The 21,093-nt window shown below is 63.7% G+C and carries 22 protein-coding genes; 10 read left to right on the top strand and 12 right to left on the bottom strand.

What is annotated here, in order from left to right; translation table 11 throughout:
• Position 1: 1 nt before the first annotated feature.
• Both IEX64_RS08555 and IEX64_RS08550 read right to left on the bottom strand, forming a co-directional pair.
• Entirely contained in the window at positions 2-1,081 is a 1,080-nt protein-coding gene (locus IEX64_RS08555) for a cysteine desulfurase family protein (RefSeq protein ID WP_188819244.1), read from the bottom strand.
• Entirely contained in the window at positions 1,078-2,121 is a 1,044-nt protein-coding gene (locus IEX64_RS08550; protein WP_188819243.1) for a cysteine desulfurase family protein, read from the bottom strand. Before IEX64_RS08550 ends, IEX64_RS08555 begins: the two co-directional genes overlap by 4 nt.
• A 131-nt stretch (positions 2,122-2,252) precedes the next feature.
• Here IEX64_RS08550 and IEX64_RS08545 point away from each other — a divergent pair, with 131 nt between their 5' ends.
• Positions 2,253-2,909, top strand: a complete 657-nt coding sequence (locus IEX64_RS08545; RefSeq protein WP_188819242.1) for an alpha/beta hydrolase — start codon at positions 2,253-2,255, stop codon at positions 2,907-2,909.
• 43 nt (positions 2,910-2,952) lie between these two features.
• Here the strand turns inward: IEX64_RS08545 and IEX64_RS08540 are convergent, their stop codons facing one another.
• Entirely contained in the window at positions 2,953-3,165 is a 213-nt protein-coding gene (locus IEX64_RS08540) for a hypothetical protein (RefSeq protein ID WP_188819241.1), read from the bottom strand.
• Positions 3,166-3,241: 76 nt separating this feature from the next.
• Here IEX64_RS08540 and IEX64_RS08535 point away from each other — a divergent pair, with 76 nt between their 5' ends.
• Positions 3,242-5,128, top strand: a complete 1,887-nt coding sequence (locus tag IEX64_RS08535) for a DUF885 domain-containing protein (protein WP_188819240.1) — start codon at positions 3,242-3,244, stop codon at positions 5,126-5,128.
• A 124-nt stretch (positions 5,129-5,252) separates the two neighbouring features.
• Here the strand turns inward: IEX64_RS08535 and IEX64_RS08530 are convergent, their stop codons facing one another.
• On the bottom strand, positions 5,253-5,606 hold the full coding sequence (locus IEX64_RS08530; protein ID WP_188819239.1) for a hypothetical protein: 354 nt from the start codon (positions 5,604-5,606) through the stop codon (positions 5,253-5,255).
• 111 nt (positions 5,607-5,717) lie between these two features.
• Positions 5,718-7,325, bottom strand: coding sequence for a phosphoenolpyruvate carboxykinase (locus IEX64_RS08525; RefSeq protein WP_188819238.1), 1,608 nt, complete (start codon positions 7,323-7,325; stop codon positions 5,718-5,720).
• 240 nt (positions 7,326-7,565) lie between these two features.
• Between IEX64_RS08525 and IEX64_RS08520 the strand changes: the two genes are divergently transcribed.
• The 8 genes from IEX64_RS08520 (at position 7,566) to IEX64_RS08485 (ending at position 13,513) form a co-directional block, all read left to right on the top strand.
• A complete protein-coding gene (locus IEX64_RS08520) occupies positions 7,566-8,336 on the top strand; it encodes a response regulator transcription factor (RefSeq protein ID WP_188819237.1) in 771 nt (256 codons plus the stop codon).
• Positions 8,329-9,921 (top strand): sensor histidine kinase, encoded by a 1,593-nt coding sequence (locus IEX64_RS08515; RefSeq protein WP_188819236.1) that lies wholly within the window; start codon positions 8,329-8,331, stop codon positions 9,919-9,921. Before IEX64_RS08520 ends, IEX64_RS08515 begins: the two co-directional genes overlap by 8 nt.
• The gene (locus IEX64_RS08510) at positions 9,918-10,355 is read left to right on the top strand and encodes an HPr kinase/phosphorylase (RefSeq protein WP_188819235.1); all 438 of its coding nucleotides are present in this window, start codon (positions 9,918-9,920) and stop codon (positions 10,353-10,355) included. The genes IEX64_RS08515 and IEX64_RS08510 overlap by 4 nt, the downstream gene beginning before the upstream one ends.
• Positions 10,356-10,410: 55 nt before the next feature.
• Positions 10,411-11,346, top strand: a complete 936-nt coding sequence (gene rapZ / locus IEX64_RS08505; protein WP_229710156.1) for an RNase adapter RapZ — start codon at positions 10,411-10,413, stop codon at positions 11,344-11,346.
• Between the two features lie 48 nt (positions 11,347-11,394).
• A complete protein-coding gene (locus IEX64_RS08500) occupies positions 11,395-11,799 on the top strand; it encodes a PTS sugar transporter subunit IIA (protein ID WP_188819233.1) in 405 nt (134 codons plus the stop codon).
• On the top strand, positions 11,796-12,074 hold the full coding sequence (locus tag IEX64_RS08495; protein ID WP_188819232.1) for an HPr family phosphocarrier protein: 279 nt from the start codon (positions 11,796-11,798) through the stop codon (positions 12,072-12,074). Before IEX64_RS08500 ends, IEX64_RS08495 begins: the two co-directional genes overlap by 4 nt.
• Positions 12,075-12,079: 5 nt before the next feature.
• Positions 12,080-12,889: a TrmH family RNA methyltransferase gene (locus IEX64_RS08490; RefSeq protein ID WP_188819231.1), complete on the top strand. Its 810-nt coding sequence runs from the start codon at positions 12,080-12,082 to the stop codon at positions 12,887-12,889.
• A 207-nt stretch (positions 12,890-13,096) separates the two neighbouring features.
• Positions 13,097-13,513: an META domain-containing protein gene (locus tag IEX64_RS08485; RefSeq protein ID WP_188819230.1), complete on the top strand. Its 417-nt coding sequence runs from the start codon at positions 13,097-13,099 to the stop codon at positions 13,511-13,513.
• A gap of 6 nt (positions 13,514-13,519) precedes the next feature.
• On the opposite strand, the gene IEX64_RS08480 is transcribed toward IEX64_RS08485, so the two are convergent.
• The 7 genes from IEX64_RS08480 to IEX64_RS08450 form a co-directional block, all read right to left on the bottom strand.
• Positions 13,520-15,082, bottom strand: a complete 1,563-nt coding sequence (locus IEX64_RS08480; protein WP_188819229.1) for a DNA recombination protein RmuC — start codon at positions 15,080-15,082, stop codon at positions 13,520-13,522.
• A 59-nt stretch (positions 15,083-15,141) separates the two neighbouring features.
• Positions 15,142-15,285 (bottom strand): hypothetical protein, encoded by a 144-nt coding sequence (locus IEX64_RS08475; RefSeq protein WP_188819228.1) that lies wholly within the window; start codon positions 15,283-15,285, stop codon positions 15,142-15,144.
• A 276-nt stretch (positions 15,286-15,561) separates the two neighbouring features.
• Positions 15,562-16,131 carry a peptide deformylase gene (gene def, locus IEX64_RS08470; RefSeq protein ID WP_188819227.1) on the bottom strand — a complete coding sequence of 190 codons (570 nt, stop codon included), beginning with the start codon at positions 16,129-16,131 and terminating at the stop codon, positions 15,562-15,564.
• An 82-nt stretch (positions 16,132-16,213) separates the two neighbouring features.
• Positions 16,214-16,393: a hypothetical protein gene (locus IEX64_RS08465; protein ID WP_039284389.1), complete on the bottom strand. Its 180-nt coding sequence runs from the start codon at positions 16,391-16,393 to the stop codon at positions 16,214-16,216.
• On the bottom strand, positions 16,390-18,990 hold the full coding sequence (gene topA, locus IEX64_RS08460; RefSeq protein ID WP_188819226.1) for a type I DNA topoisomerase: 2,601 nt from the start codon (positions 18,988-18,990) through the stop codon (positions 16,390-16,392). Before topA ends, IEX64_RS08465 begins: the two co-directional genes overlap by 4 nt.
• A gap of 134 nt (positions 18,991-19,124) precedes the next feature.
• Positions 19,125-19,853 carry a hypothetical protein gene (locus IEX64_RS08455; RefSeq protein ID WP_188819225.1) on the bottom strand — a complete coding sequence of 243 codons (729 nt, stop codon included), beginning with the start codon at positions 19,851-19,853 and terminating at the stop codon, positions 19,125-19,127.
• Positions 19,854-19,903: 50 nt separating this feature from the next.
• Entirely contained in the window at positions 19,904-21,067 is a 1,164-nt protein-coding gene (locus IEX64_RS08450; protein ID WP_188819224.1) for a vWA domain-containing protein, read from the bottom strand.
• Positions 21,068-21,093 lie beyond the last annotated feature (26 nt).

Raw genomic sequence — 21,093 nt, 5'->3', positions numbered from 1 at the left:
ATCAGACTCCCTGCGCCGCCGCGGCGGCATCTATTTTCGCGCAGGCATCCTCTAGTTCCCCCGGGTCACTATATCTCCCAAATCCCAAACGGATAGAGGCTTTCGCCGCCTTGTCCGACAGGCCGAGTGCCCGCAACACGTGACTGGGCCGGCCCGAGCCACTGGCGCAGGCGGAGCCTGCCGAAAAGGCGAGGTCACGCAAGTCGGACATAAGCCGAGCAACATCGAGCCCCTCCAGCCGCACGTTTAGATTGCCGTGCCAGCGCCGGGTCGCCGAGCCATTGAGCGTCCAGCGAGACAGTTTATCCCGCGCCTGCTGCCACAGCCCTTCGACCATTGCGGCATCGGCGTCCATACGTTCCTTCGCGAGCGCTGCGGCTGCACCGAACCCTGCGCAAAGCGCGGGGCTCAGCGTACCCGAGCGCAACCCTTGCTCCTGCCCGCCGCCATGGATCAGCGGTTTGAGATCAAGCCCGTCGCGCACCCACAGCGCACCGATGCCCTTGGGGCCGTAGAGCTTGTGCGCTGAAATGGCGATTATGTCGGCATTACCCGGCGGGGCCAATTTGCCTGCGCCCTGGACTGCATCGCACAGGAACAGCGCTCCGGCTTCGTGCGCCCGCTCTGCCAGGGCCTCGACCGGCTGGATCGTCCCGATTTCGTTGTTGACCTGCATGACAGCCACCAGGCCGGTACCCTTGGCCCACTCGACTTGAGGGTCGACCAGCCCGTCCCCATCGACGGGAAGTATCTGCACGGCGGGATCGAGCGCCTGTGCCGTATCGAGCACCGCCGCATGTTCGATGGCCGACACGGCGAAACGCGAAGCACCGCTGCCCGCCATCGCCAGATTGATCGCTTCGGTGGCGCCGGAGGTAAACACCACGCGTCCGCCCGGCGGCAGGAGCGCCGCGACCTGTTCGCGCGCCACTTCCACCGCCGCTGCAGCAACCCGACCGGGCCGGTGCGGGCTATGCGGATTGGCAAACCCGGCGGTCCCCGGGCCGCCCAGCCAGGGCAGCATGGCCTCGCGCGCTTCGGGGGCCAGCGGAGTAGTAGCCTGATAGTCGAGATAGATCATGCCTGAACCTTGATCCCGGCGATCTGCTGCCAGGCTGCAACGAAGCGGTCGATTTCCGCTTCGGTCGTCTCGCGGCCGATGGACACGCGGATCACTTCTGCCGGATGCGGATAGGCCATCGCCTCAAGGACATGGCTGGTCTTGAGCGAACCGGACGAACATGCGCTGCCTGCGGATACGGCGATCCCCATGGCATCGAAGCGGATCAGCTGGGCATTGGCCGACTTGCCGGGCATGCGGTAGCTGGCGATGGTCGCGATGCGATCCGCATTGGCTGCGACGAGTTCGCCGCCTGCTTCCGTCACAGCCTGGTCCAGAAGGGCCCGCAACCGTGCCGCCTCGGCGGTCCAGTCAGACCCCGCTTCCAGCGCCGCCACCATGGCCAGAGCCCCCGGCACGTTTTCCGTCCCCGCCCGATAGCCGCGCTCCTGCCCGCCGGTCGGGTGGAGCAGATTCCAGTCGCGCACGAGCAGTGCACCGATACCGATGGGCCCGCCGAACTTATGCGCGGAGAGCACGATCATGTCGGCATCGGGAAGCGCTCGCTTGCCTGCCCCTTGCGCGCAATCGGCCAGAAGCACACCACCGGCAGACCGCACGGCTTCTGCGATAGCCGGCAGATCCTGCACGACACCGGTCTCGCTGTTGACCTGCTGAACTGCGACGAGCCCCTCCAGCGCCGCACTTTTCGGCAACACACGCCCTCTGGCATCGACCGGCAGACGCGAGACGTCACCGGCAAGCCGCAGCACGGCATCGTGCTCGACCGCCGAAACCGCCTGCAGCGCAACCTTGCTGCGGCCAATTGCAAGAGCCAACGCCTCGCTCGCGCCCGATGTGAACACAACTTCGCCTTCCCACCCCAGCGTAGCCTTTACCCGCGCGCGGGCATCTTCGAGCGCTGCGCGGGCCGCACGGCCCGGTGCATGCGGGCTCGACGGGTTGGCCCAGAGGGCAGCGCCTTCCAGCCATGCCTCGCGCGCTGCGTGCAAGAGCGGCGTCGTGGCCGCATAATCAAGGTAAATCCGGTCGTTTGGCATAGCTTGCAACATTGTGTTCAGAGCAAATATTTCTATATAGCGTCCCTTCCCTTTTCCACTCCCGCACCGCGTCAGGCGTTCGCGATCGCCGCCGCAGGGCGGGAGTTTCAACAGGTCAGGCCAGAAAACACATGCCCGCAGTCATTTTTCCCGGTCCCGAAGGTCGCCTCGAAGGCCGGTTCCAGCCCGCTCCGCGTCCCCGTGCACCGGTTGCGATGATCCTTCATCCGCATCCGCAGGCGGGCGGCACGATGAATGACCGGATCACCCAGCACCTGTACAAGACGTTCGTCAACCGCGGCTTTGCGACTCTGCGCTTCAATTTCCGCGGCGTCGGCCGCAGCCAGGGCAGCTTCGACAACGGAATCGGTGAATTGTCCGATGCGGCGTCCGCGCTTGACTGGGTGCAGTCGATCCATCCCGAGGCCCAGACCACCTGGATCGCAGGCTATTCCTTCGGCGCGCTGATCGGTATGCAGCTGCTGATGCGCCGCCCGGAAATCCGCGGCTTCATCTCGATCGCCCCGCCGGCCAACATGTACGACTTCAGCTTCCTGGCGCCCTGCCCGGCTTCGGGCATCATCATCCAGGGTACCGCCGATACCGTGGTCACGCCCAATGCCGTCCAGAAGCTGGTCGACAAGCTGCGCACGCAGAAGCACATCACCATTCATCACGACGAGGTTCCGCGCGCCAACCACTTCTTCGAGCATGAAACCGAAGACCTCATGCGCTCGGTCGACAATTACCTCGACATGCGCCTGTCGCCGGACTGCCCGATCAAGTAAGCCGGCCACATTGCAGCGCTGGAATCACGCAGGCGTCGGAGGCCTACTCCGGCGCCTGTTCCTTTTGCACTTCGCCGGACAGCGACTTTCCCTCCGGCGTCGGCAGGGTCAGGATCAGGACATTACCTGCCATGACAGCCGCCAGCACCAGCATCAATACCGCCTGCTTGCGATAGCCCTCGCGATTCCAGAGGAAAATTCCGCCCAGAACCAGGGCGACGGCCGTCAGCACGAGCAGGGAAAGCGCGATGTTCATGCCACGCCTCTAGCGCAGTGTGGGGACGTGTGCGAGCGGGTTTGACTTGCCGCGATCGCCTCGCCATCGTTTCGCCATGCAAGACACATCCCCCCCTTCCAATCTCGACCCGCGCCGCCCTTTTTCCCGGCGCAAAGCCCTCAACCTTCTCGCTGCAGGAACCGCCGGCGCTGCCTTCGGCGGACTGGCCAAGCCGTTCTTGTATCCCGCCAGCGGCGCAACTACCCCTGCTGCCGATGGGGCCGGTGCTGCGCTGCTCGACGACATAGCCTGGCGCTACCTCGAACATTCGCCAGGCGGCGCTACCGGCCTCGGTATCGATACCGGCCCGCACAAATGGATGCGCTATCGTCTGGAAGACCGTTCGCCGGCCGGTATTCAGGCGCTCGCCGAAACGCTGCGCGAGGATCTTGCGCGAGTAGAAGCCATCGATACTTCGGCTTTCGACCACGCCACACGCACCAGCTTCGAGGTTGTGAAGAGCGCCTATTCAACGTCGCTCGAAGGCTTCGCGCAGCCCTATGGCGACGTCGCGGTCGGTAGCTGGCGCAACACGCCTTATGTCGTCATCCAGAACGTCGGCGCCTATCTCGACACGCCGCGCTTCCTCGATGCCGAGCACCCCGTGCACGATGCCGAGGATGCCGATGCCTACATCGCGCGTCTCGGCCAGATGGACGAGCAGCTCGATGGCGAACTCGAGCGGATGCAGAGCGCTGCCGGACAGGGCCTGATCGCGCCCGACTTCCTGCTGGACCGCGCCATCGCGCAGATGACCAGTACCATTGCCGATGCCCGCGACAACGGCGGCGGTCTGGTCAAGTCGCTGGTGAAGCGCACGAGCGACATTCCCGGGACATGGGAAAAGGATGCGCAGGAAGTCGTCTCCGAGGAGATCGTGCCCGCGCTCGAACGCCAGCTTGCCGAACTGCAACGCCAACGCGGCCTCGCCACCGGCGATCCCGGCATGCGCGATCGGCCGCATGGCAGCGAGTTCTACAACTGGGCGCTGCAGGCCAGCACGACCACGCGCGTCCCCGCCGACGAGATTCACCAGCTGGGGCAGGAACAGCTTGCGGAACTGCACGGCCGCATGGATCCGATCCTCAAGGGGCTCGGCTATACCAAGGGAACCGTGGGCGAGCGCATGACCGCGCTGGGCAAGGACCCGCGCTTCATGTTCCCCGAAGGCGATCCGGGCCGCAAGGAGATCCTCTCCTTCATCCAGCATCGCATCGACTGGGTCCGCGCGCAGATGCCGCGCGCCTTCCGCACGCTGGTGCCGGGCAATGTGCAGGTGCGCCGTCTGCCGCTGTCCGAGGAACCCGGTGCGCCGACCGCTTATGGCGGCGCGGGTTCGAAGGACGGCACGATCCCCGGCAAGATGTGGATCAACCTGCGCACCACCGATCTGCACCGCAAGTACGACCTGCCCACGCTGGTCCATCACGAGGCGATCCCCGGTCACGTATGGCAGGGCGAATATGCCAACCGCCTGCCGCTGATCCGTTCGATCCTGGCGTTCAATGCCTATTCGGAAGGCTGGGCACTCTACGGCGAGCAGCTCGCCGACGAACTCGGCGCCTACGACGGCAACCCGGTCGGCCAGCTCGGATACCTGCAATCCATCGCTTTCCGCGCGTGCCGCATGGTCGTCGATACGGGATTGCACTCGAAGGGCTGGACGCGCGAGCAGGCAGTACGCTTCTTCATGGAGAAGAACGGCAATAAGCGCGAGGAAGTGGTCAACGAAGTCGACCGCTACTGCTCATGGCCAGGTCAGGCCTGCGGCTACAAGATGGGCCACAACCAGATCAACCGCCAGCGTGCACGCGCGATCGCGGAACTGGGCCAGGCCTACGACCTGCGCGATTTCGACCAGGCCGTCGTTAATGGCGGCAACGTGCCGCTGGACGTGCTGGAAGGCAACATCACCGCCTACATCGCGGCCACAAAAGGCTAGTTCGAACGCGTCAGCAGGTCGTCCAGCACCGGCAGGACGGCCTGCAACACGGCCTGGGCATCTTCCAGTTGCGGCAGATGCCCGAGGCCCGGCAGTTCGATAAAACGGCGCGGCTGCGCCGGGCTCAGCTCTTGCCGAAGAAGCCCTTGGCCATGTCTGTCAGATCATCGACGGCGCTGCCGTCACCGTCGCGATCGAGCAGTTTGGTGATCTGCGAGGGGTCCGAGGCGATCTGGTTGGCGAACTGCGACAGCGAGCCTTCGCCGCCGATGGCCGCGATGATCTGCTGGATGAGCGCGAGATCGATACCGGTTTTCTTCGCCGCAAGCTGCGCGGTATCGCCTTCCTGCTGGTGGGCGATACCCAGCGCGGCAATGGCCTTTTCCGCCATGGCCGGATCGATACCCAGCTGACTGGCAAGGTTACCTACGTCCGCGTGTTCGCTGACCTGGCCCAGAATGCCGTCGAATAGTCCCATATGGGTAGCTCCTTATAGTTGTGCACACACCATGGACGCGGTTCGTGACAAAACAAAGGGTCCCGGAAGCGAACTTCGGAGACCCCTGTTTCATTCGCTCAGGCGCCAGTCTCAGGCCGAGACAGGAGCGGCCTTGCGTACGCCTTCGTCAACGTGCGCTTCGAACTGTTCGAAGTTCTCGATGAAGGCCTTCACCAGCGTCTGCGCGGTCTTGTCGTACTCGGCCGGATCGGCCCAGGCACCGCGCGGATCGAGCAGCTTGCTGTCGACGCCTTCCACGGCAACCGGGACCTCGAAACCGAAGTTCGGATCTTCCTTGAACTCGGCGTTGTTGAGGCTGCCGTCGAGCGCGGCGTTGAGCAGCGCGCGAGTGGCCTTGATCGGCATGCGCTTGATGCCTTCCATCGTGGCCTTGCCGCCCGACCAGCCGGTGTTGACCAGCCAGCATTTGACGCCGCCCTTGGCGATACGCTCCTTGAGCAGGTTACCGTAGACGGTGGGGTTGCGCGGCATAAACGGCGCACCGAAGCACGTCGAGAAAGTCGCTTCCGGCTCCGTCACGCCGATCTCGGTACCGGCAACGCGTGCGGTGTAGCCCGAGAGGAAGTGATACATCGCCTGATCGGGCGTCAGACGCGCGATCGGAGGCAGCACGCCATAAGCGTCGGCCGTCAGGAAGATGATGTTCTGCGGAACCGGGCCGAGGTTGTGCTTCGAGCAATTCGGAATGAAGTCGATCGGGTACGAACCGCGGCTGTTTTCGGCCAGCGAGTTGTCGTCGAGGTCGATCTTGCGGGTTTCCGGATCGATCACCACGTTCTCGAGAACGGTGCCGAAACGTCGGGTTGTCGCGAAGATTTCCGGCTCTGCTTCTTCCGAGAGACGGATCATCTTGGCGTAGCAACCGCCTTCGAAGTTGAACACGGCGGTGTCCGACCAGCCATGCTCGTCGTCACCGATCAGAGTGCGGCTGGCGTCGGCCGAAAGCGTGGTCTTGCCGGTGCCCGAGAGGCCGAAGAACACGGCGGTGTCGCCATCGGGGCCGATGTTGGCCGAGCAGTGCATCGGCATCACGCCCTTGGGCGGCAGCAGGTAGTTGAGAATGCCGAAGACCGACTTCTTCATCTCGCCCGCATAGGCGGTGCCGCCGATCAGGATCAGCTTCTCGGTGAAGTTGACCGCAATCACGGTTTCGCCGCGGCAGCCGTGGCGCAGCGGGTCGGCGCGGAAGCTCGGGAGGTCGATGATGGTGTATTCGGGCTCGAAGCCCGTCAGCTCTTCCGCCGTCGGCCGCACCAGCAGCGTGCGAATGAACAGGTTATGCCAGGCGAACTCGTTGATCACGCGAACATTGACGCGGTGCTCGGGCTGCGAACCGCCGAACAGGTCGGCCACATAGAGCTTGTCCTGCTTCGCGACGGCAGCAAGGAAATCTTCCTTGAGTGCGGCAAAGTGTTCCGGCGTCATCGACACGTTGGTCTTGCCCCACCAAACGGTGTTTTCCGTTTCGGCGTCCTTGACGATGAACTTGTCCTTTGCCGAACGGCCGGTGTGCTTACCGGTGGCAACGACGAAAGGACCGTCTGCAGAAAGCATCCCCTCCCCGTTGGTGACAGCCTGCTCGACCAGCGGCGCGGTACCGAGGTTGGCGAAAATCTGCGCCGAAGTTTTAATGCCCTGGTTTTCGAGCGGGAAGCTAAGGGAAGCGGTCAATGTCATCTCCTCCAATAGAGTGTTGCACCGGTGCCCTACCCGGCCAACACATCTGCAATCCTCGTGAGTTTCAAGAATCGCGTCGCGCATAGTCTACGCCCCCTTTTCCGTCAAATTGGCCGAGATTAAAACCTTTACCGGACATGAAGACGCATTCCGGGACGATATTTCGCAATCATTGTCATGCTTCACGCCAGTCGCTAGGCACGGTTCCCCCGAACAAGTGAAGGGAATGTCCGCTCGCTCATGGTCGATGTCCCGACGCCCCCGGCCTCTCCCGAAGAGACGAATGGCGCCTCTGAACCGCGCCAGCAGACCATTGCCCTTGTGGATGACGACCGCAATATCCTGACCACGGTATCCATCGGCCTGCAGGCGGAAGGTTTTGCCACGCGTGTCTATGCCGATGGCGAGACGGCGCTGAAGGCCCTGCTGGAAAATCCGCCGGACCTCGCGATCTTCGACATCAAGATGCCGCGCATGGACGGCCTGCACCTGCTCAAGGCCCTGCGCGAGAAGTCGAGCCTGCCGGTCATTTTCCTGACGTCGAAGGACGAGGAACCGGACGAGGCGCTCGGGCTGGCAATGGGCGCGGACGACTATATCACCAAGCCCTTCAGCCAGCGGCTGCTCGTTGCCCGCATTCGCGCGATCCTGCGCCGCAGCGATCTGCCGCGCAGCACCGCGGAAACGACCGAGACGGCGAACGTGCCCGAACCGGTCGTGCGCGGCCGACTGCGCCTCGATCCGGCACGCCATCAGGTCACCTGGAACGATGAGCCCGTTTCACTCACGGTGACCGAGTTTCTCATTCTCGAAGCGATGGCGGTGCGGCCCGGCGTCGTCAAAAGCCGCAACCAGCTCATGGACGCGGCCTACAACGAAGACATCTATGTCGACGACCGCACGATAGACAGTCACATAAAGCGTCTGCGCCGCAAGTTCCGCGCGGTCGATCCCGAATTCAGCGCCATCGATACGCTCTACGGCGCCGGCTATTCCTTCACCGATGGCTGACAATCGGAAGCTGGCACCACTCAGGCAGCTGGGAACGGGACTGGCCGCAAGGCTCGGCCTGCCCTGGCGCGTCTCGCTGACGACGCGCATCCTGGCCGTCAACATCATCGCCCTCGCCCTGCTTGCCGGCAGCCTGTTCTACATCGACAGCTATCGCCGCGAACTGCTGGCCGAGCGCTATCGTCTCGCCAAATCCGAAGCCGACATTACCGCAGCCGCCCTGGCCGGGGAGCGCGATCAGAGCCGGCTCGCTCTGATGACGCGCATCGCGTCCGAGCAGCAACTTCGGTTAAGGCTCTTCGCGCCCGACGGAAACCTGATTGCCGACAGTTTCGAACTCGGCCCGCCCTCCTATCGCCTGATCGATCCCGCCACCGAGCCCTGGTATCAGGATGCGGCGCGCATGCTCGACAGAGGCATGAATTTCCTGCTCGGCGCGCCGGAAATCCCTGCCTATCACGACCCCACCGATACCAACGCCAAAGCATGGCCGGAACTGGCCGGCGCGCTGGCACAGCGCATGACGCTCGTCAGCCACAAGGCCGCGCCCGATCAAACGCCCGTGATCATTGCCGCCACACCTGTGGGCAGCGAAGGCGCCTCGCTGCTCGTCACCCGCAATGCCCGCGACATTACCGAGAACGTGCGCATGGCGCGCCAGACGCTGGCGATCATCGTCAGCGCCGCGCTGATCGTCTCGGTGCTGCTCTCGCTGTTCCTTGCCCGCACTATCGTCGAGCCCCTGCGCCGGATCGTGCGCGCCGCCGTACGTGTGCGGCTCGGCCGCGACCGCAGCGTAGTCGTTCCCCGCCTGCCTGACCGGCGCGATGAGATCGGCCTGCTTGCCCGCGCCGTATCCGACATGAGCGGCGCCCTGCGCCAGCGTATCGACGCCGTGGAAAGCTTCGCCGCGGACGTCGCCCACGAACTCAAGAACCCGCTCACTTCGCTACGCAGCGCGCTCGAAAGCCTCGACCGAGTCGAAAAGCCCGAGCTACGACAACAACTGATCCGCATCGCCAACGACGATGTCCGCCGGATCGACTTTCTCGTGACCGAGATCGCCGATGCGAGCCGGATCGATGCCCAGCTCAGCCGCACGACATTCGAGCCGGTCGACATGCTGGGCCTCGTGCAGGCGCTGGTCAGCGAGCGCGATCATCGCGGCGTCAACGGGACCTGCAGGGTATCGATCGTGCGCGAAGGCAGCGGCGAGCTTGTCGTGCCCGGCGATCCCGCCCGGCTCGAGCGTGTCCTGCAGAACCTGCTCGATAACGCCGTGTCCTTCTCGCCCGAGGGCAGCCCGATCGACGTCACGCTCACGTCGGATGGCGAGCGGGTGAAGATCGCCGTCTCGGACCATGGCCCCGGCATTCCCGAAAGCGCGCGCGAGCGCATCTTCGAACGCTTCCACTCGCTGCGGCCCTCGAGCGAGGAATTCGGCAAGCATTCGGGGCTCGGCCTCGCCATCGCGCGCACCATTGTCGATGCCCACTTCGGCAAGCTGACCGCCACAGACCGCAACGACGGCGCGGCGGGCGCCCGCCTCGTCATGTCGCTACCGGTCTGGCAGGACGACGAATGACCGTACCCGCACCTCCTGTGGCCCGGCAGGCCGGATGCATCGCCATCGACGGCAGAGGCGTCTTGATCGAAGGAGCGCCCGGCACCGGAAAATCCAGCCTCGCCCTTGCTCTCATCGACCGCGGTGCCGAACTGATCGGTGACGACAGTGTGATGCTCGCAGCCGAGAACGGGCGCCTCATTGCCAGTCCGCACCCCAATACGCACGGCCTGATCGAAGTGCGCAATCTCGGCCTGCTGCCGTTCCCCTGCCGCGAGAATGCGCCGGTAGCGCTCATTGTCACGCTCGATCCCGGTGCCCCTCGCTATATCGAAAAGCCTGAGCAGGCCGTGCTAACCGGGATTGCCGTTCCCATGGTGCGCCTCTGGCCGCAGGAGTGCCCCCCTGCCCTCAAGGTGGAACTGGCTTTAGACCAATACGGCTTACAATTCTGAAACGCCCCCCTTTCAATTCGCGACCCGCAGGCCCAAACAGGCGCCAATGCAGGACATGTCAGGCAACAACGAAAACGGGTCCAACAAGCAGCGCGTGCTGCTCGTCACCGGCATGCTGGGTGCAGGCAAGACCACGGCGCTGCGCGTGCTGGAGGATCTGGGCTGGGAAATCGTCGACAACTTCCCGATCCGCCTGCTCGACGGCCTTCTGGAAAGCACGCCCGAGGCCGACCCGGCCAGCACCACGCCGCTCGCCATCGGTTTCGATTCGCGCACCCGCGGTTTCGATCCGGCACGCGTGATCTCGCAGGTGAAGGCGCTGAAAGGCCGCGAGGACATCGAACTCAACACCCTGTTCCTCGATTGCTCCAGCCAGGAACTCGAACGCCGCTATAACGAAACCCGCCGCCGGCACGCGCTGGCGTCGGACGCTCCCGTCGCCACCGGTATTCGCGCCGAACGCGAAGTCATGGCTCCGCTGCGGCGCTGGGCCGAACTGCTGATCGACACCAGCGAGTTCACCTCCAACGATCTGCAGCGCGTGATTCGCGAACGTTTCGCACCTGCAACCGGCGAGGCGATGACGGTCACCGTATCGAGTTTCGGCTTCTCGCGCGGCATGCCGCCGGTCGCCGATCTGGTCTTCGACATGCGGTTTCTGGACAACCCGCACTGGGACCCGGAATTGCGCCCACAGACAGGTCAGGATGCGCCCGTCGGGGACTATATCCGCAAAGATCCCGCCTTTGATGAAGCATTTACCCGCATCCGGGACCTCCTTCTTCTGCTGCTTCCGCGCTACCGCGCGCAGGGCAAGGCCTATGTCCACATTGCATTCGGTTGTACCGGAGGAAGACACCGTTCCGTTTTCACTGCGGAGCAAATCGCACTGGCCTTGCGCGAGGCAGGTTTTTCGCCCACATTGCTGCACCGCAACCTGGGCTCGCGAGCAGCCGATCTTCTGGAAGGGGGTCTGCGGCGTGAAAAATGAATTGAACTACCGGGTGCAGTCGCAGGAATTTCGGAGCGCTCTCCAGACATGATCGGTATGATTCTGGTCACCCACGGCAATCTCGCCGAGGAATTCGTTCACGCCATGGAACACGTGGTCGGCGACCAGGCTGACGTGGCGACCGTTTGCATCGGCCCCAACGACGACATGGAGCGCCGCCGCAGCGAGATCGCCGAAGCCATTTCGCGCGTCGACAGCGGCGCCGGCGTCATCATCCTGACCGACCTGTTCGGCGGCACCCCCTCGAATCTTGCCATCTCGCTGATGCAGGCGGGCAAAGTCGAAGTGATCGCCGGAATCAACCTTCCCATGCTGATCAGGCTTGCCAAGGCGCGGGAATGCATGTCTGTTCGCGAAGCGGCAGCCGCCGCGCGTGATGCTGGACGCAATTACATTACGATTGCCAGCGAGTACCTGGGACAGGATGCATGATCGATTGCCGTGAAGCGGTGCTCATCGTCAACAAACGCGGGCTCCATGCCCGGGCCAGCGCCAAGTTCGTGAACCATGTCGGCGAATTGCCGCCGAGTGTGAGCGTCACGGTCTCCAAGGACGGGGCATCCGCATCGGGCGGCTCGATCCTGGGCCTGATGATGCTCGGCGCGGCCAAGGGCGATACTATCGAGATCACCTGCTCGGGCGACGGCGCGGAAGCCGCTCTGGCTTCGCTGGCAACGATGGTCCGGGAAGGCTTCGGCGAAGAGTAACGGCCTTGGCGACCCGCCGCACTATCACCGGTTTTTCCAATCCGCTGGTCAAGTTCCTCCGCTCGCTGCGGGAGAAGAAGCACCGCAAGCGGGAAAAGCGCTTCCTTGCCGAGGGGCTGCGGCTGCTGACCGATGCCCGCGAATGCGGGAAGGTCCCCGAAATCCTCGTCATGGCGACCGGACGCGAACCGCACCCGCTGCTCGATGCGCTTGAAGACGCGGTCGACAAGGCCGGTGGCGATATCGTCGAAATGGACGTCGACATCCTTGCCAAGGTCACCGGCAAGGATAACCCGCAGGCCGTCGCCGGGGTCTTCGCCGAGTTCGACACGAGCCTATCGACCATAGACCGCACGGCCGCGCCGATCTGGCTGGTGGCACAGGCGCTGCGCGATCCCGGAAACCTCGGCACCATGCTGCGCACCGGCGACGCCGTCGGCGCCGGTGGCCTGATCCTGATCGACGACTGCGCCGATCCCTTCTCGGTCGAAGCCGTGCGCGCCTCCATGGGCGCGATTTTCACGCAGAAACTGGTGACCGCCCGCTGGGACGAGTTCCTTCCCTGGCTGCGCTCCGGCCCGGGCCAACTCGTCGCCGCCTCGCTGCGCGATTCCACCGACTACCGAACCGCACCCTACGCGGCGCCGTGCTTCCTGATGGTCGGCAACGAATCGCAGGGCCTGCCTGCCGCGTACGAGGACGCCTGCGACCTGCGCGTCACCATGCCCATGCTGGGCCGCGCCGACAGCCTCAACGCGGCTGTGGCAGGTGCCGTGCTGGCCTACGAGGCGCTGGCGCATTTGCGGACGGACTAGATTTCAATCCTCCCCATTCCGCTAGCGGAATGGGGAGGTGGCAGCGACGTCAGTCGCTGACGGAGGGGCTTCCCCTCCACCACCCGCTGCGCGGGCGGTCCCCCTCCCCATCGCTTTGCGACAGAGAGGATTTCAGACCGCAATGCCGACATCCCGAAGCCGCCGTTCACCAGACCCTAATATGTTGCATGGCAACATAGCCAGATCATGCGGCGATTCGTTCTCCTTTCTGCACTGCCGGCCCTACTGGCGGGATGCTCCGACGGAGGCGATCATGCGCACCTTGCCCAGACCAGCTGGCGCTTCGAGCGGATCGATGGTCAGCAGCCCACATCGAGCGATGCGCAGATCACGTTCGACAGAAGCAACATCGGCGTACTCGTCGGCTGCAACCGGCTGGGCGGTCCCTGGCGCATCGACGAGAACCGGCTTTTCGCAGGCCCCCTCGCCCAGAGCGAAATCGACTGCACCGACCCGGCCTGGAAGCAGGAACGCGCCGTGGGCGCCCTGCTCGTCGCCACCCCGCGCATGAGCGTAGACGGCGACCGGATGACCCTGCAATCGAGCGGCCACACCGCCGAACTGGTCCGCGTGGAACGCAGCGGCGGCCGCAAGGGCAGCTGATTTCGCTTATTCAGCGGCTTCCGACAGCGATTTTGCGTCGGCCGAAGCCGTATCCTCGACATCCTTGAGCGCATCCGCCCCATAGCGCGGCGCGGATTCGATGCGCGGCACGTCGTCGATCTCGCGCTTGCCGATTTCGATGTGCTTTTCCTTGAGGCGCCGCCCTGAGCTGAGCACGTTGCGCTCGAAGCTGCCGACGAACTTGTTGTAATTGTTCACCGCCGTCTCAAGCCCGGCACCGACGCGCTTCATATGCTCGGCAGCAACCGCCAGCCTGTCGTAAAGCTCGCCGCCCATCCGGCCAATTTCACGCGCCTCGCGGGCAAGGCCGTCCTGACGCCAAACCTGCGCGACCGTGCGGGCAATCGCGACGAGGTTGGTCGGTGTCGCAAGCAGCACGCGGTTGCGGAAGGCGAAGTCCCAGAGTTCGGGGTCCTGCTCCAGCGCAGCAGCCACAAAGTGCTCACCCGGCACGAACATGACAACGTAATCCGGTGCATCCTCGAACTGGCTCTGATAGCTCTTGGCGCCCAACGTCTGGACGTGGTTGCGCATTGAGGCGACGTGCTGACGCAGGGCTGCTTCCCGCGCGGCATCGTCCTGCGCCTCGAAGGCTTCCTGGTAGGCGTTGAGCGAGACCTTGGCGTCGATCACCAACTTCTTCTGGCCGGGAATGTTGACGATGGCATCGGGCCGCAGCCGTCCGTCCTCGGTTTCAATCGAATGTTCGGTGACGAAATCGGTGTGTTCGGAGAGGCCGCACTGTTCGAGTACGTTTTTGAGCTGCTGCTCGCCCCAACGCCCACGCGCCTTGGGGGCATTGCGCAGAGAATTGCCGAGCCGTTGCGCCTCCTCGCGCACCTTCTCCTGTCCCTCGCGCATCGACTGGATCAGCCCGGTCAGTTGCCCGAACGAGTCGACCCGCTTGGCCTCCAGCGCAGCCACCTGCTCCTCGTAGCTCTTGAGCCGCTCCCCGACGGGATTGAGCAGCATGCGGATGCGTTCGGCATTGGCCTTTTCGCTTTCCTCGAACCGCGCGCCGGCGCGGCGCAGGAAGGCTTCCTGCGCGCCTTCGAGCACCTTGGCGCCCGCATTCTCGAATTCCTTGCGCAGAACTTCCTGCGCCTCGATCAGCAGCCGCTTCTGCTCGTCGAAGTTCGCGGACTTCTCGCGCAGCGTGGCCAGTTCGGCGGTGAGTTCGCGCTGTTCCTTGCGCAGCGCCTCGATCTGCTGGCCGTGTTCAGTCCGGGTGCGATCCAGCAGTGCCGTGCTTTCACCACGCAGCCGATCCATCGCCTCGCCATGTTCTGCACGCGTGCGATCAAGCGTTTCGGCCAGCGCATCGGCGCGACTCGCCCGCTCACGCGCTGCTTCCAGATCGGCGAACGTCCGCAGATACTTTGCATCCAGTTCGCGATACTCGCGCTCGTGCGCATCCGCCTGTTCACGGGCCTCCCGCTCGCGCGTCTCGGCCTGCCTGCGCCATTCGACGACAGGACGAGACCCCAGAAACCAGCCCAGAGCGAGACCGATGACGAGTGCGACGATGGCAGCGACAGCAAGTTCCAATTGTCCTCCTCCACAGGTGCCGCTGGGTGTTGATCCCCAGCGGCAGAGCTGTGTTGGCTTCAGAGAAACCTCTGAAGATCCTGAAGGGCATCCATTTCATTGTCGAAACCGATCGGCGAACAGGCCAGAATCAACCCGTCCCGCCTCAACAGCAACCAATGGACACCGTCGTTCATCCAACACAGCGAGTAGAGCCGCTTCATACGGCCACCCTCCTGTGTCGAGTATAAGCTAACTGATCGATGCGACGCTTTGCTGCCGTTATCGTATTGGGCGCTATGTCTCGGCGGCTTTGCTCTTATCGAGGGATACGCTTAGTCCGAAAAGATACAGCTGAGTTCGTGGTACCTCACAGTTACAGGAAACCCTGTCCCCGGTTCGCTCTTCCCGAGGTTCCACAATCATAAGAGAACGAAAATGGTACGCAAGTGCTATGGAAACTAATCCACAACACCTGACCTAGACCCAGTTAAAGTGGCTCACGCCGCCTTGCGCAGCTTGTCCAGCTTCTTGAGCACCATCTGGCGCTTCAGGCGCGAGAGGTGGTCGATGAACAGGACGCCTTCGAGGTGGTCCATCTCGTGCTGGAGGCAGGTGGCCATCAGCCCGTCCATATCTTGCTCGATGACGTTGCCGTCGAGATCCTGCCAGCGCGCGCGGATGCGCGAAGGGCGCTCGACATCGGCATAGATCTCGGGAACCGAAAGGCAACCTTCCTGATAGACGGTCAGCTCTTCGGAAGGATCGAGGATCTCCGGATTGATGAACACGTGCGGCTCGCGCTTGAGCGGCTGATGCGTGTGTTCGTGGCCGCCATGCGCGGTGCAGACTTCAGGCTCAGCGTCGGGATCCTCGGGCTGGAGATCGATAACCAGCACGCGCAGCGGCACGCCGACCTGAATGGCGGCAAGGCCGATGCCGGGCGCATCGTACATCGTCTCGAACATGTCCTCGACGAGCGTCTTGAGCTCATCGTCGAACTTTTCGACGGGCACGGAGACCTGCTTGAGGCGCGGATCGGGGACTTCAAGGATTTCGCGAATAGCCATGCATCGCAAATAATCACACAGCCGCGCTCGTGCAAGCGGCTCGCGCGGTGCGGCAAACGTTTTGGGGCGACCTGCGTCCCCCTCAACGCGCCCTGGCGATCTCGAACCCGTGCTGCCGCGCGGCGTCCTTGGTCGATTCCTCGGTGCGATTAAGGGCTTTGGCGATTTCCTTCAGACCCTTCCCCTTGCCGGCGAGTGTACGCAGTTTCTGCAGTTCGTCCGGCTTCCACGGCTGCTTGTGCTTGGCGACCTTGTTGCTCATTCGGCAGACTCCCAGGGCACGTCATCCCCCTGGTCGGGCGAGGGCTCCACCTTCTTCTTGGCAGGGGCCTTCTTGGCCGTAGTCTTCTTCGCTGCGGGCTTCTTGGCTGCTGCCTTTTTCTTCGGCGCGGCTTTCTTCTTTTTCGCCGGGCCCTTTGCGGCCTTGGCATCTATCAGCGCGGCAGCCTGTTCGGCGCTCAGATCCTCGGGCTTCTGGTCGCGCGGGAGCGTGGCGTTGGTGGTGCCGTCAGTAACATAGGGACCATAGCGCCCGGCCATCACCTTCATTTCACCTTCGCTGGTGGGGTGCTTGCCCAGCGTCTTGATCGGTTCGGCCTTCGCCCGGCCACCGCGTCCACCGTTCTGGGCGGCTTCGGCGAGCAGCGAGACGGCGGCGTTCATCCCGGTTTCGAAGACATCGGTGGTGGCACGCAGCTTGGCGTACTTGCCATCATGCAGCAGGTACGGGCCGTAGCGTCCGATATTGGCAACGATTTCGTTCCCCGTCTCCGGGTGCGTGCCGACGGTGCGCGGCAGGCTGAGCAGCTTGAGCGCCCATTCCAGCGTCAGTTCGTCGATATCCTTGGGGATCGAGGCGCGCTTGGCTTCCTTGCCCTCGCCAAGCTGGATGTAGGGGCCGAAACGCCCGACGCGGCGCGTGATCTCGAGTCCGGTCTCGGGGTCCTTGCCCAGTTCCTGATCGTCGGCCTCTTCGCCGTTGCCGCCCGGCTGGGCGAACTTGCGGGTGAACTTGCACTCGGGATAGTTAGAGCAGGCGACGAAAGCGCCGTAGCGGCCGCCGCGAAGGGCCAGCCGGCCGTCGCCGCACTTGGGGCACTGGCGCGGATCGCCGCCATCGGCCTTGGGCGGGAAGAGGAAGTCGGAAAGGAATTCGTCGAGCACCTCGGTCACTTCCGAGGGCTTCTTCTCCATCACCTCGTCGGACTTGGGCTTGAAGTCGCGCCAGAAGGCTTCGAGCAGTTCCTTCCACGCATGGCGCCCGCCCGAGACATCGTCGAGCTCGTCTTCCATGCCCGCCGTGAAGTCGTAAGCGACGTAGCGTTCAAAGAAACGCTCCAGAAACGCCGTGAGAAGCCGCCCCGATTCCTCGGCAAAGAAACGGTTTTTCTCGGTGCGGACGTAATTGCGGTCCTTGAGGACCTGAATCGTCGCAGCATAGGTCGAGGGACGGCCGATACCCAGTTCCTCCAGCCGCTTGACCAGGCTCGCCTCGGAATAGCGCGGCGGCGGCTGGGTGAAGTGCTGATCGGCGGTGACGTCCTTCTTGGCGGGCATGTCGCCCGATTTCATGAACGGCAGCAGGCCGCTCTCGTCATCGTCGGACTTGTTGTCCTGGCCTTCCTCATAGACCGCGAGGAAGCCGGGGAACTTCACCACCTGGCCAGTGGCGCGCAGTTCGTTGCGGCCGGTGCCGTCTCGCAGGGTGACGGTCGTGCGCTCCAGCGCGGCGCTCGCCATCTGGCTCGCCATCGCGCGCTTGAAGATCAGGTCGTAGAGCTTTGCCTCGTCACCCGAACCATAGCGGTCCTTGGTGAAGTCGGTAGGCCGGATCGCCTCGTGAGCCTCCTGCGCGTTCTTAGCCTTGGTTTCGTAGTGGCGCGGCTTTTCAGGCAGGTAGTGCCCATCGTAGCGGTCGGTAATCGCCCGGCGACACTCGGAGATCGCGCTCGGGTCCATCTGCACGCCGTCGGTACGCATGTAGGTGATCGCACCGGCCTCATAGAGGTGCTGCGCCACGCGCATCGTCTGGCTGGCGGCGAACCCGAGCTTGCGCGCGGCTTCCTGTTGCAGCGTCGAAGTCGTGAACGGCGGCTGCGGATTGCGGCGATGCGGCTTGGTCTCGACATTCTCGACCTTGAAGGCGCCCCGCTCGACGGCGGCCTTGGCACGCATGGCCACGCCTTCCTCGCCCAAAGAGAGGCGGTCGAGCTTCTCGCCTTCGAAGGTCACCAGCTTGGCCGTGAAGTCAGTGCCGTCATGCGCCATCTTCGCGGCGACGGACCAGTATTCTTGCGGCGTAAAGGCCTCGATCTCGCGCTCGCGGTCAACGATCAGGCGCAGCGCCACCGACTGCACACGGCCTGCCGACTTGGCGCCGGGCAGCTTGCGCCAGAGCACCGGCGAGAGCGTGAAGCCGAACAGGTAATCGAGCGCGCGGCGGGCGAGATAGGCGTCGATCAGGTCCTGATCGAGCTCGCGCGGGGATTCCATCGCCTTGGTCACGGTCGCCTTGGTAATGGCGTTGAAGGTGACGCGCTGCACGTCCTTGGGCACAGCTTTCCGCTTCTTGAGCAGTTCCAGGACGTGCCACGAAATCGCCTCACCCTCGCGATCGGGGTCAGTCGCGAGAATCAGGCGGTCGGATGCCTTGGCCGCGTCGGTAATGGCGCGGACCTGCTTCTGCTTGTCGCCATAGAGCTCCCAGTCCATCTCGAAGCCCTCGTCGGGCCGGACGGACCCGTCCTTGGGCGGCAGGTCGCGGACGTGGCCATAGGAGGCGAGGACCTTGTAGTCCTTGCCCAGATACTTCTCGATGGTTTTGGCCTTGGCCGGGGATTCGACGATGACGAGCTGCATTTGTGACTTTCGTTATGCTCTTCACGCGACGCCCTTACGTGCGTGCGTACGCGTATGTGTGTACGCATAGGGTGGGAAGCATCGGAGGCATTCGTCAAGCACTGGTGTGCGTAGATGCAAACAGACGCTTTACCTCAGGCGAAAATCGCCTCCTCTTCGTGGCCGCGTTCAACCAGAAGCACATAAAGCGCAACGTTCGAGCAGGCGAACAGGCTTCCGAAAAAACTTCCTACCGCCTCAACCAAAACTCCGGCAGGCGAGCCCGTCGCGAGTACATCCTCACCGTCACCAGCTGCTATTTCGACGCCTGCAAATCCGCCACCTACCAGCGCCAAGAGGAGAACAAAGGCAAGGATCAAAAGAACGTAAAAGCCGACGAGCGTCCATTGCTTGGATCGCGTCGCTCTCCAACTCTCGGAGAAGGCTTGGAGCATTCCCATGCCGCGTCCAATGATCATTGTCGGAACCAGCGACCAGCGTGCGAGAAGCAAGAGCCCCGGTACCACCAACAACAGTGTACCGATGAATATCGCGATGCTGCTGACCAACGTCGCAACCAGATAGACCACCAGCAAAAAGACTGACATTCCGGCAAATGGTAGGCCCTCGCGCTTCATCACATGCCCCATCAAGGCGTAGCCCAATACAAGCCCTGCCAGCGAAGAAGACCACAGTCCTAAAGTTTCGCCAAAAGCCAACTCCAGAAACACGTTCAGTCCGGTAGAAACGACAACGTAGAGAAGGACCGCCGCCCAGGCTCGTTCTGCAATTGCGAATGTTTCGCCAAATATGTCGCCGACACTAAAATGCGCCATCAATTCCTCATCGCCCAACTGCAGCTGGATATTGGCAGCTAGGCTCACAAAGGAGTGGAACGCAAGCGGTTACAACGAGTTAATCCTCGGTCTAACCATCATGTTTCCTTCCCGAAACCTTCCGGCAGCACGCACTTGCCGGCCTCATACTGCCCCACCTCGCGGATCACGTCGGCCTTGTCCGGTTCGATGCGGCGGCCGGAGACCTGGCTGTCGATGATGCGGGTGAGGAGCTTGTCGAGCCGGGTGACGAGATAGCAGTCGATCGCCGGCGGCGCGTGTGGATTGCCGATGCCGGAATCGTCGGTGAGGAAGGCGTAGCGCGACTGGGTGGCGGCAGCCATGGCGCGCATCACGTATTCGGCGAGGTCCGCCACGCCCGAAGCGCCGACAGGGACGATCTGGACCCGCTCTGCGCGCAAGTGTTCGGCGGCGAGCCAGGTGGCACCCACGTCCTCATTGTGCGGCGGTGCGTCGGCGACGAGCAACAGGGTTTTCATGGCATCGGGGCGCCACTTCTGGTTGGCCGCCCGCACCAGCGCGTCCTGCATGGCTTCCGGGTAGTCGCCGCCGCCGGTCGCGAATTGCTTGCCAAGCTGGTCGCGCGCCCTGGCCATGTCGTCGGTGAAGCCATAGGTGCGCGTGATGAAGGCATCGCCCTTGTCCCGGTAGAAAGTCATGCCGACGCGAATGTCGAGCTCCGGGTGCCGCTCGCCGAGGCTGGCAACGATGGAATCGAGCTCGGCCTGCAGGAAGCGCAATTCGTCCGACATCGAGCCGGTAACGTCGACGACCAGCGCGAGGTCCAGCTTCGTCACGGCCTGCACCGGCCCGCCCAGTGCAAAGCCGATGCGTCCTGTCCCGGCCGTGCGCGGCACATCGACAAGCCGCCATGCGCTGTCGGCGGCCCGGATGTGAACGGTGCCAGACAGGCGGTCCATGCCGGGGAAGAACGCCACGGTTCCGTCGGCCTGCGTCGTGAAGGTGAGGCTGTTCCCGTCCGAGCAGCGCAGCTCGACCGGCACGAAAGGCGCGGGTCGACCCCGCTCGTCCTTCACTTCGACGGTGAGCAGTCGTGCAGTGTCGAGCACCGGCAGCGCCCTGACCTGCTGGCCTAGATCGGACTTGCGAACGTAGTCGGCATAGAGCTCGGGATTGAGCAGGTCGTCGTGCTCGCCGGCGGTCAGCAATCCGCTTTGCGGTTCCGGCTGGGGGCGCGGAGGGAATGGCACCGTATAGGCAGTGTGCGGCTCCGGCGCCACGCGCCGACCCTCTAGAGGCGCCCTGC

Origin of the sequence: Novosphingobium indicum, assembly GCF_014645195.1 — a bacterium.
GTDB lineage: Bacteria > Pseudomonadota > Alphaproteobacteria > Sphingomonadales > Sphingomonadaceae > Novosphingobium > Novosphingobium indicum.
Note: the sequence above shows the minus strand (reverse complement) of the source record. Positions and strands in the feature narration are given on the sequence as shown.

Coding starts and splice junctions, on each gene's coding strand:
- IEX64_RS08555 (WP_188819244.1), bottom strand. CDS start 1,081: ATGATCTATCTCGACTATCAGGCTACTACTCCGCTGGCCCCCGAAGCG.
- IEX64_RS08550 (WP_188819243.1), bottom strand. CDS start 2,121: ATGCCAAACGACCGGATTTACCTTGATTATGCGGCCACGACGCCGCTC.
- IEX64_RS08545 (WP_188819242.1), top strand. CDS start 2,253: ATGCCCGCAGTCATTTTTCCCGGTCCCGAAGGTCGCCTCGAAGGCCGG.
- IEX64_RS08540 (WP_188819241.1), bottom strand. CDS start 3,165: ATGAACATCGCGCTTTCCCTGCTCGTGCTGACGGCCGTCGCCCTGGTT.
- IEX64_RS08535 (WP_188819240.1), top strand. CDS start 3,242: ATGCAAGACACATCCCCCCCTTCCAATCTCGACCCGCGCCGCCCTTTT.
- IEX64_RS08530 (WP_188819239.1), bottom strand. CDS start 5,606: ATGGGACTATTCGACGGCATTCTGGGCCAGGTCAGCGAACACGCGGAC.
- IEX64_RS08525 (WP_188819238.1), bottom strand. CDS start 7,325: ATGACATTGACCGCTTCCCTTAGCTTCCCGCTCGAAAACCAGGGCATT.
- IEX64_RS08520 (WP_188819237.1), top strand. CDS start 7,566: ATGGTCGATGTCCCGACGCCCCCGGCCTCTCCCGAAGAGACGAATGGC.
- IEX64_RS08515 (WP_188819236.1), top strand. CDS start 8,329: ATGGCTGACAATCGGAAGCTGGCACCACTCAGGCAGCTGGGAACGGGA.
- IEX64_RS08510 (WP_188819235.1), top strand. CDS start 9,918: ATGACCGTACCCGCACCTCCTGTGGCCCGGCAGGCCGGATGCATCGCC.
- rapZ (WP_229710156.1), top strand. CDS start 10,411: ATGTCAGGCAACAACGAAAACGGGTCCAACAAGCAGCGCGTGCTGCTC.
- IEX64_RS08500 (WP_188819233.1), top strand. CDS start 11,395: ATGATCGGTATGATTCTGGTCACCCACGGCAATCTCGCCGAGGAATTC.
- IEX64_RS08495 (WP_188819232.1), top strand. CDS start 11,796: ATGATCGATTGCCGTGAAGCGGTGCTCATCGTCAACAAACGCGGGCTC.
- IEX64_RS08485 (WP_188819230.1), top strand. CDS start 13,097: ATGCGGCGATTCGTTCTCCTTTCTGCACTGCCGGCCCTACTGGCGGGA.
- IEX64_RS08475 (WP_188819228.1), bottom strand. CDS start 15,285: ATGAAGCGGCTCTACTCGCTGTGTTGGATGAACGACGGTGTCCATTGG.
- def (WP_188819227.1), bottom strand. CDS start 16,131: ATGGCTATTCGCGAAATCCTTGAAGTCCCCGATCCGCGCCTCAAGCAG.
- IEX64_RS08465 (WP_039284389.1), bottom strand. CDS start 16,393: ATGAGCAACAAGGTCGCCAAGCACAAGCAGCCGTGGAAGCCGGACGAA.
- topA (WP_188819226.1), bottom strand. CDS start 18,990: ATGCAGCTCGTCATCGTCGAATCCCCGGCCAAGGCCAAAACCATCGAG.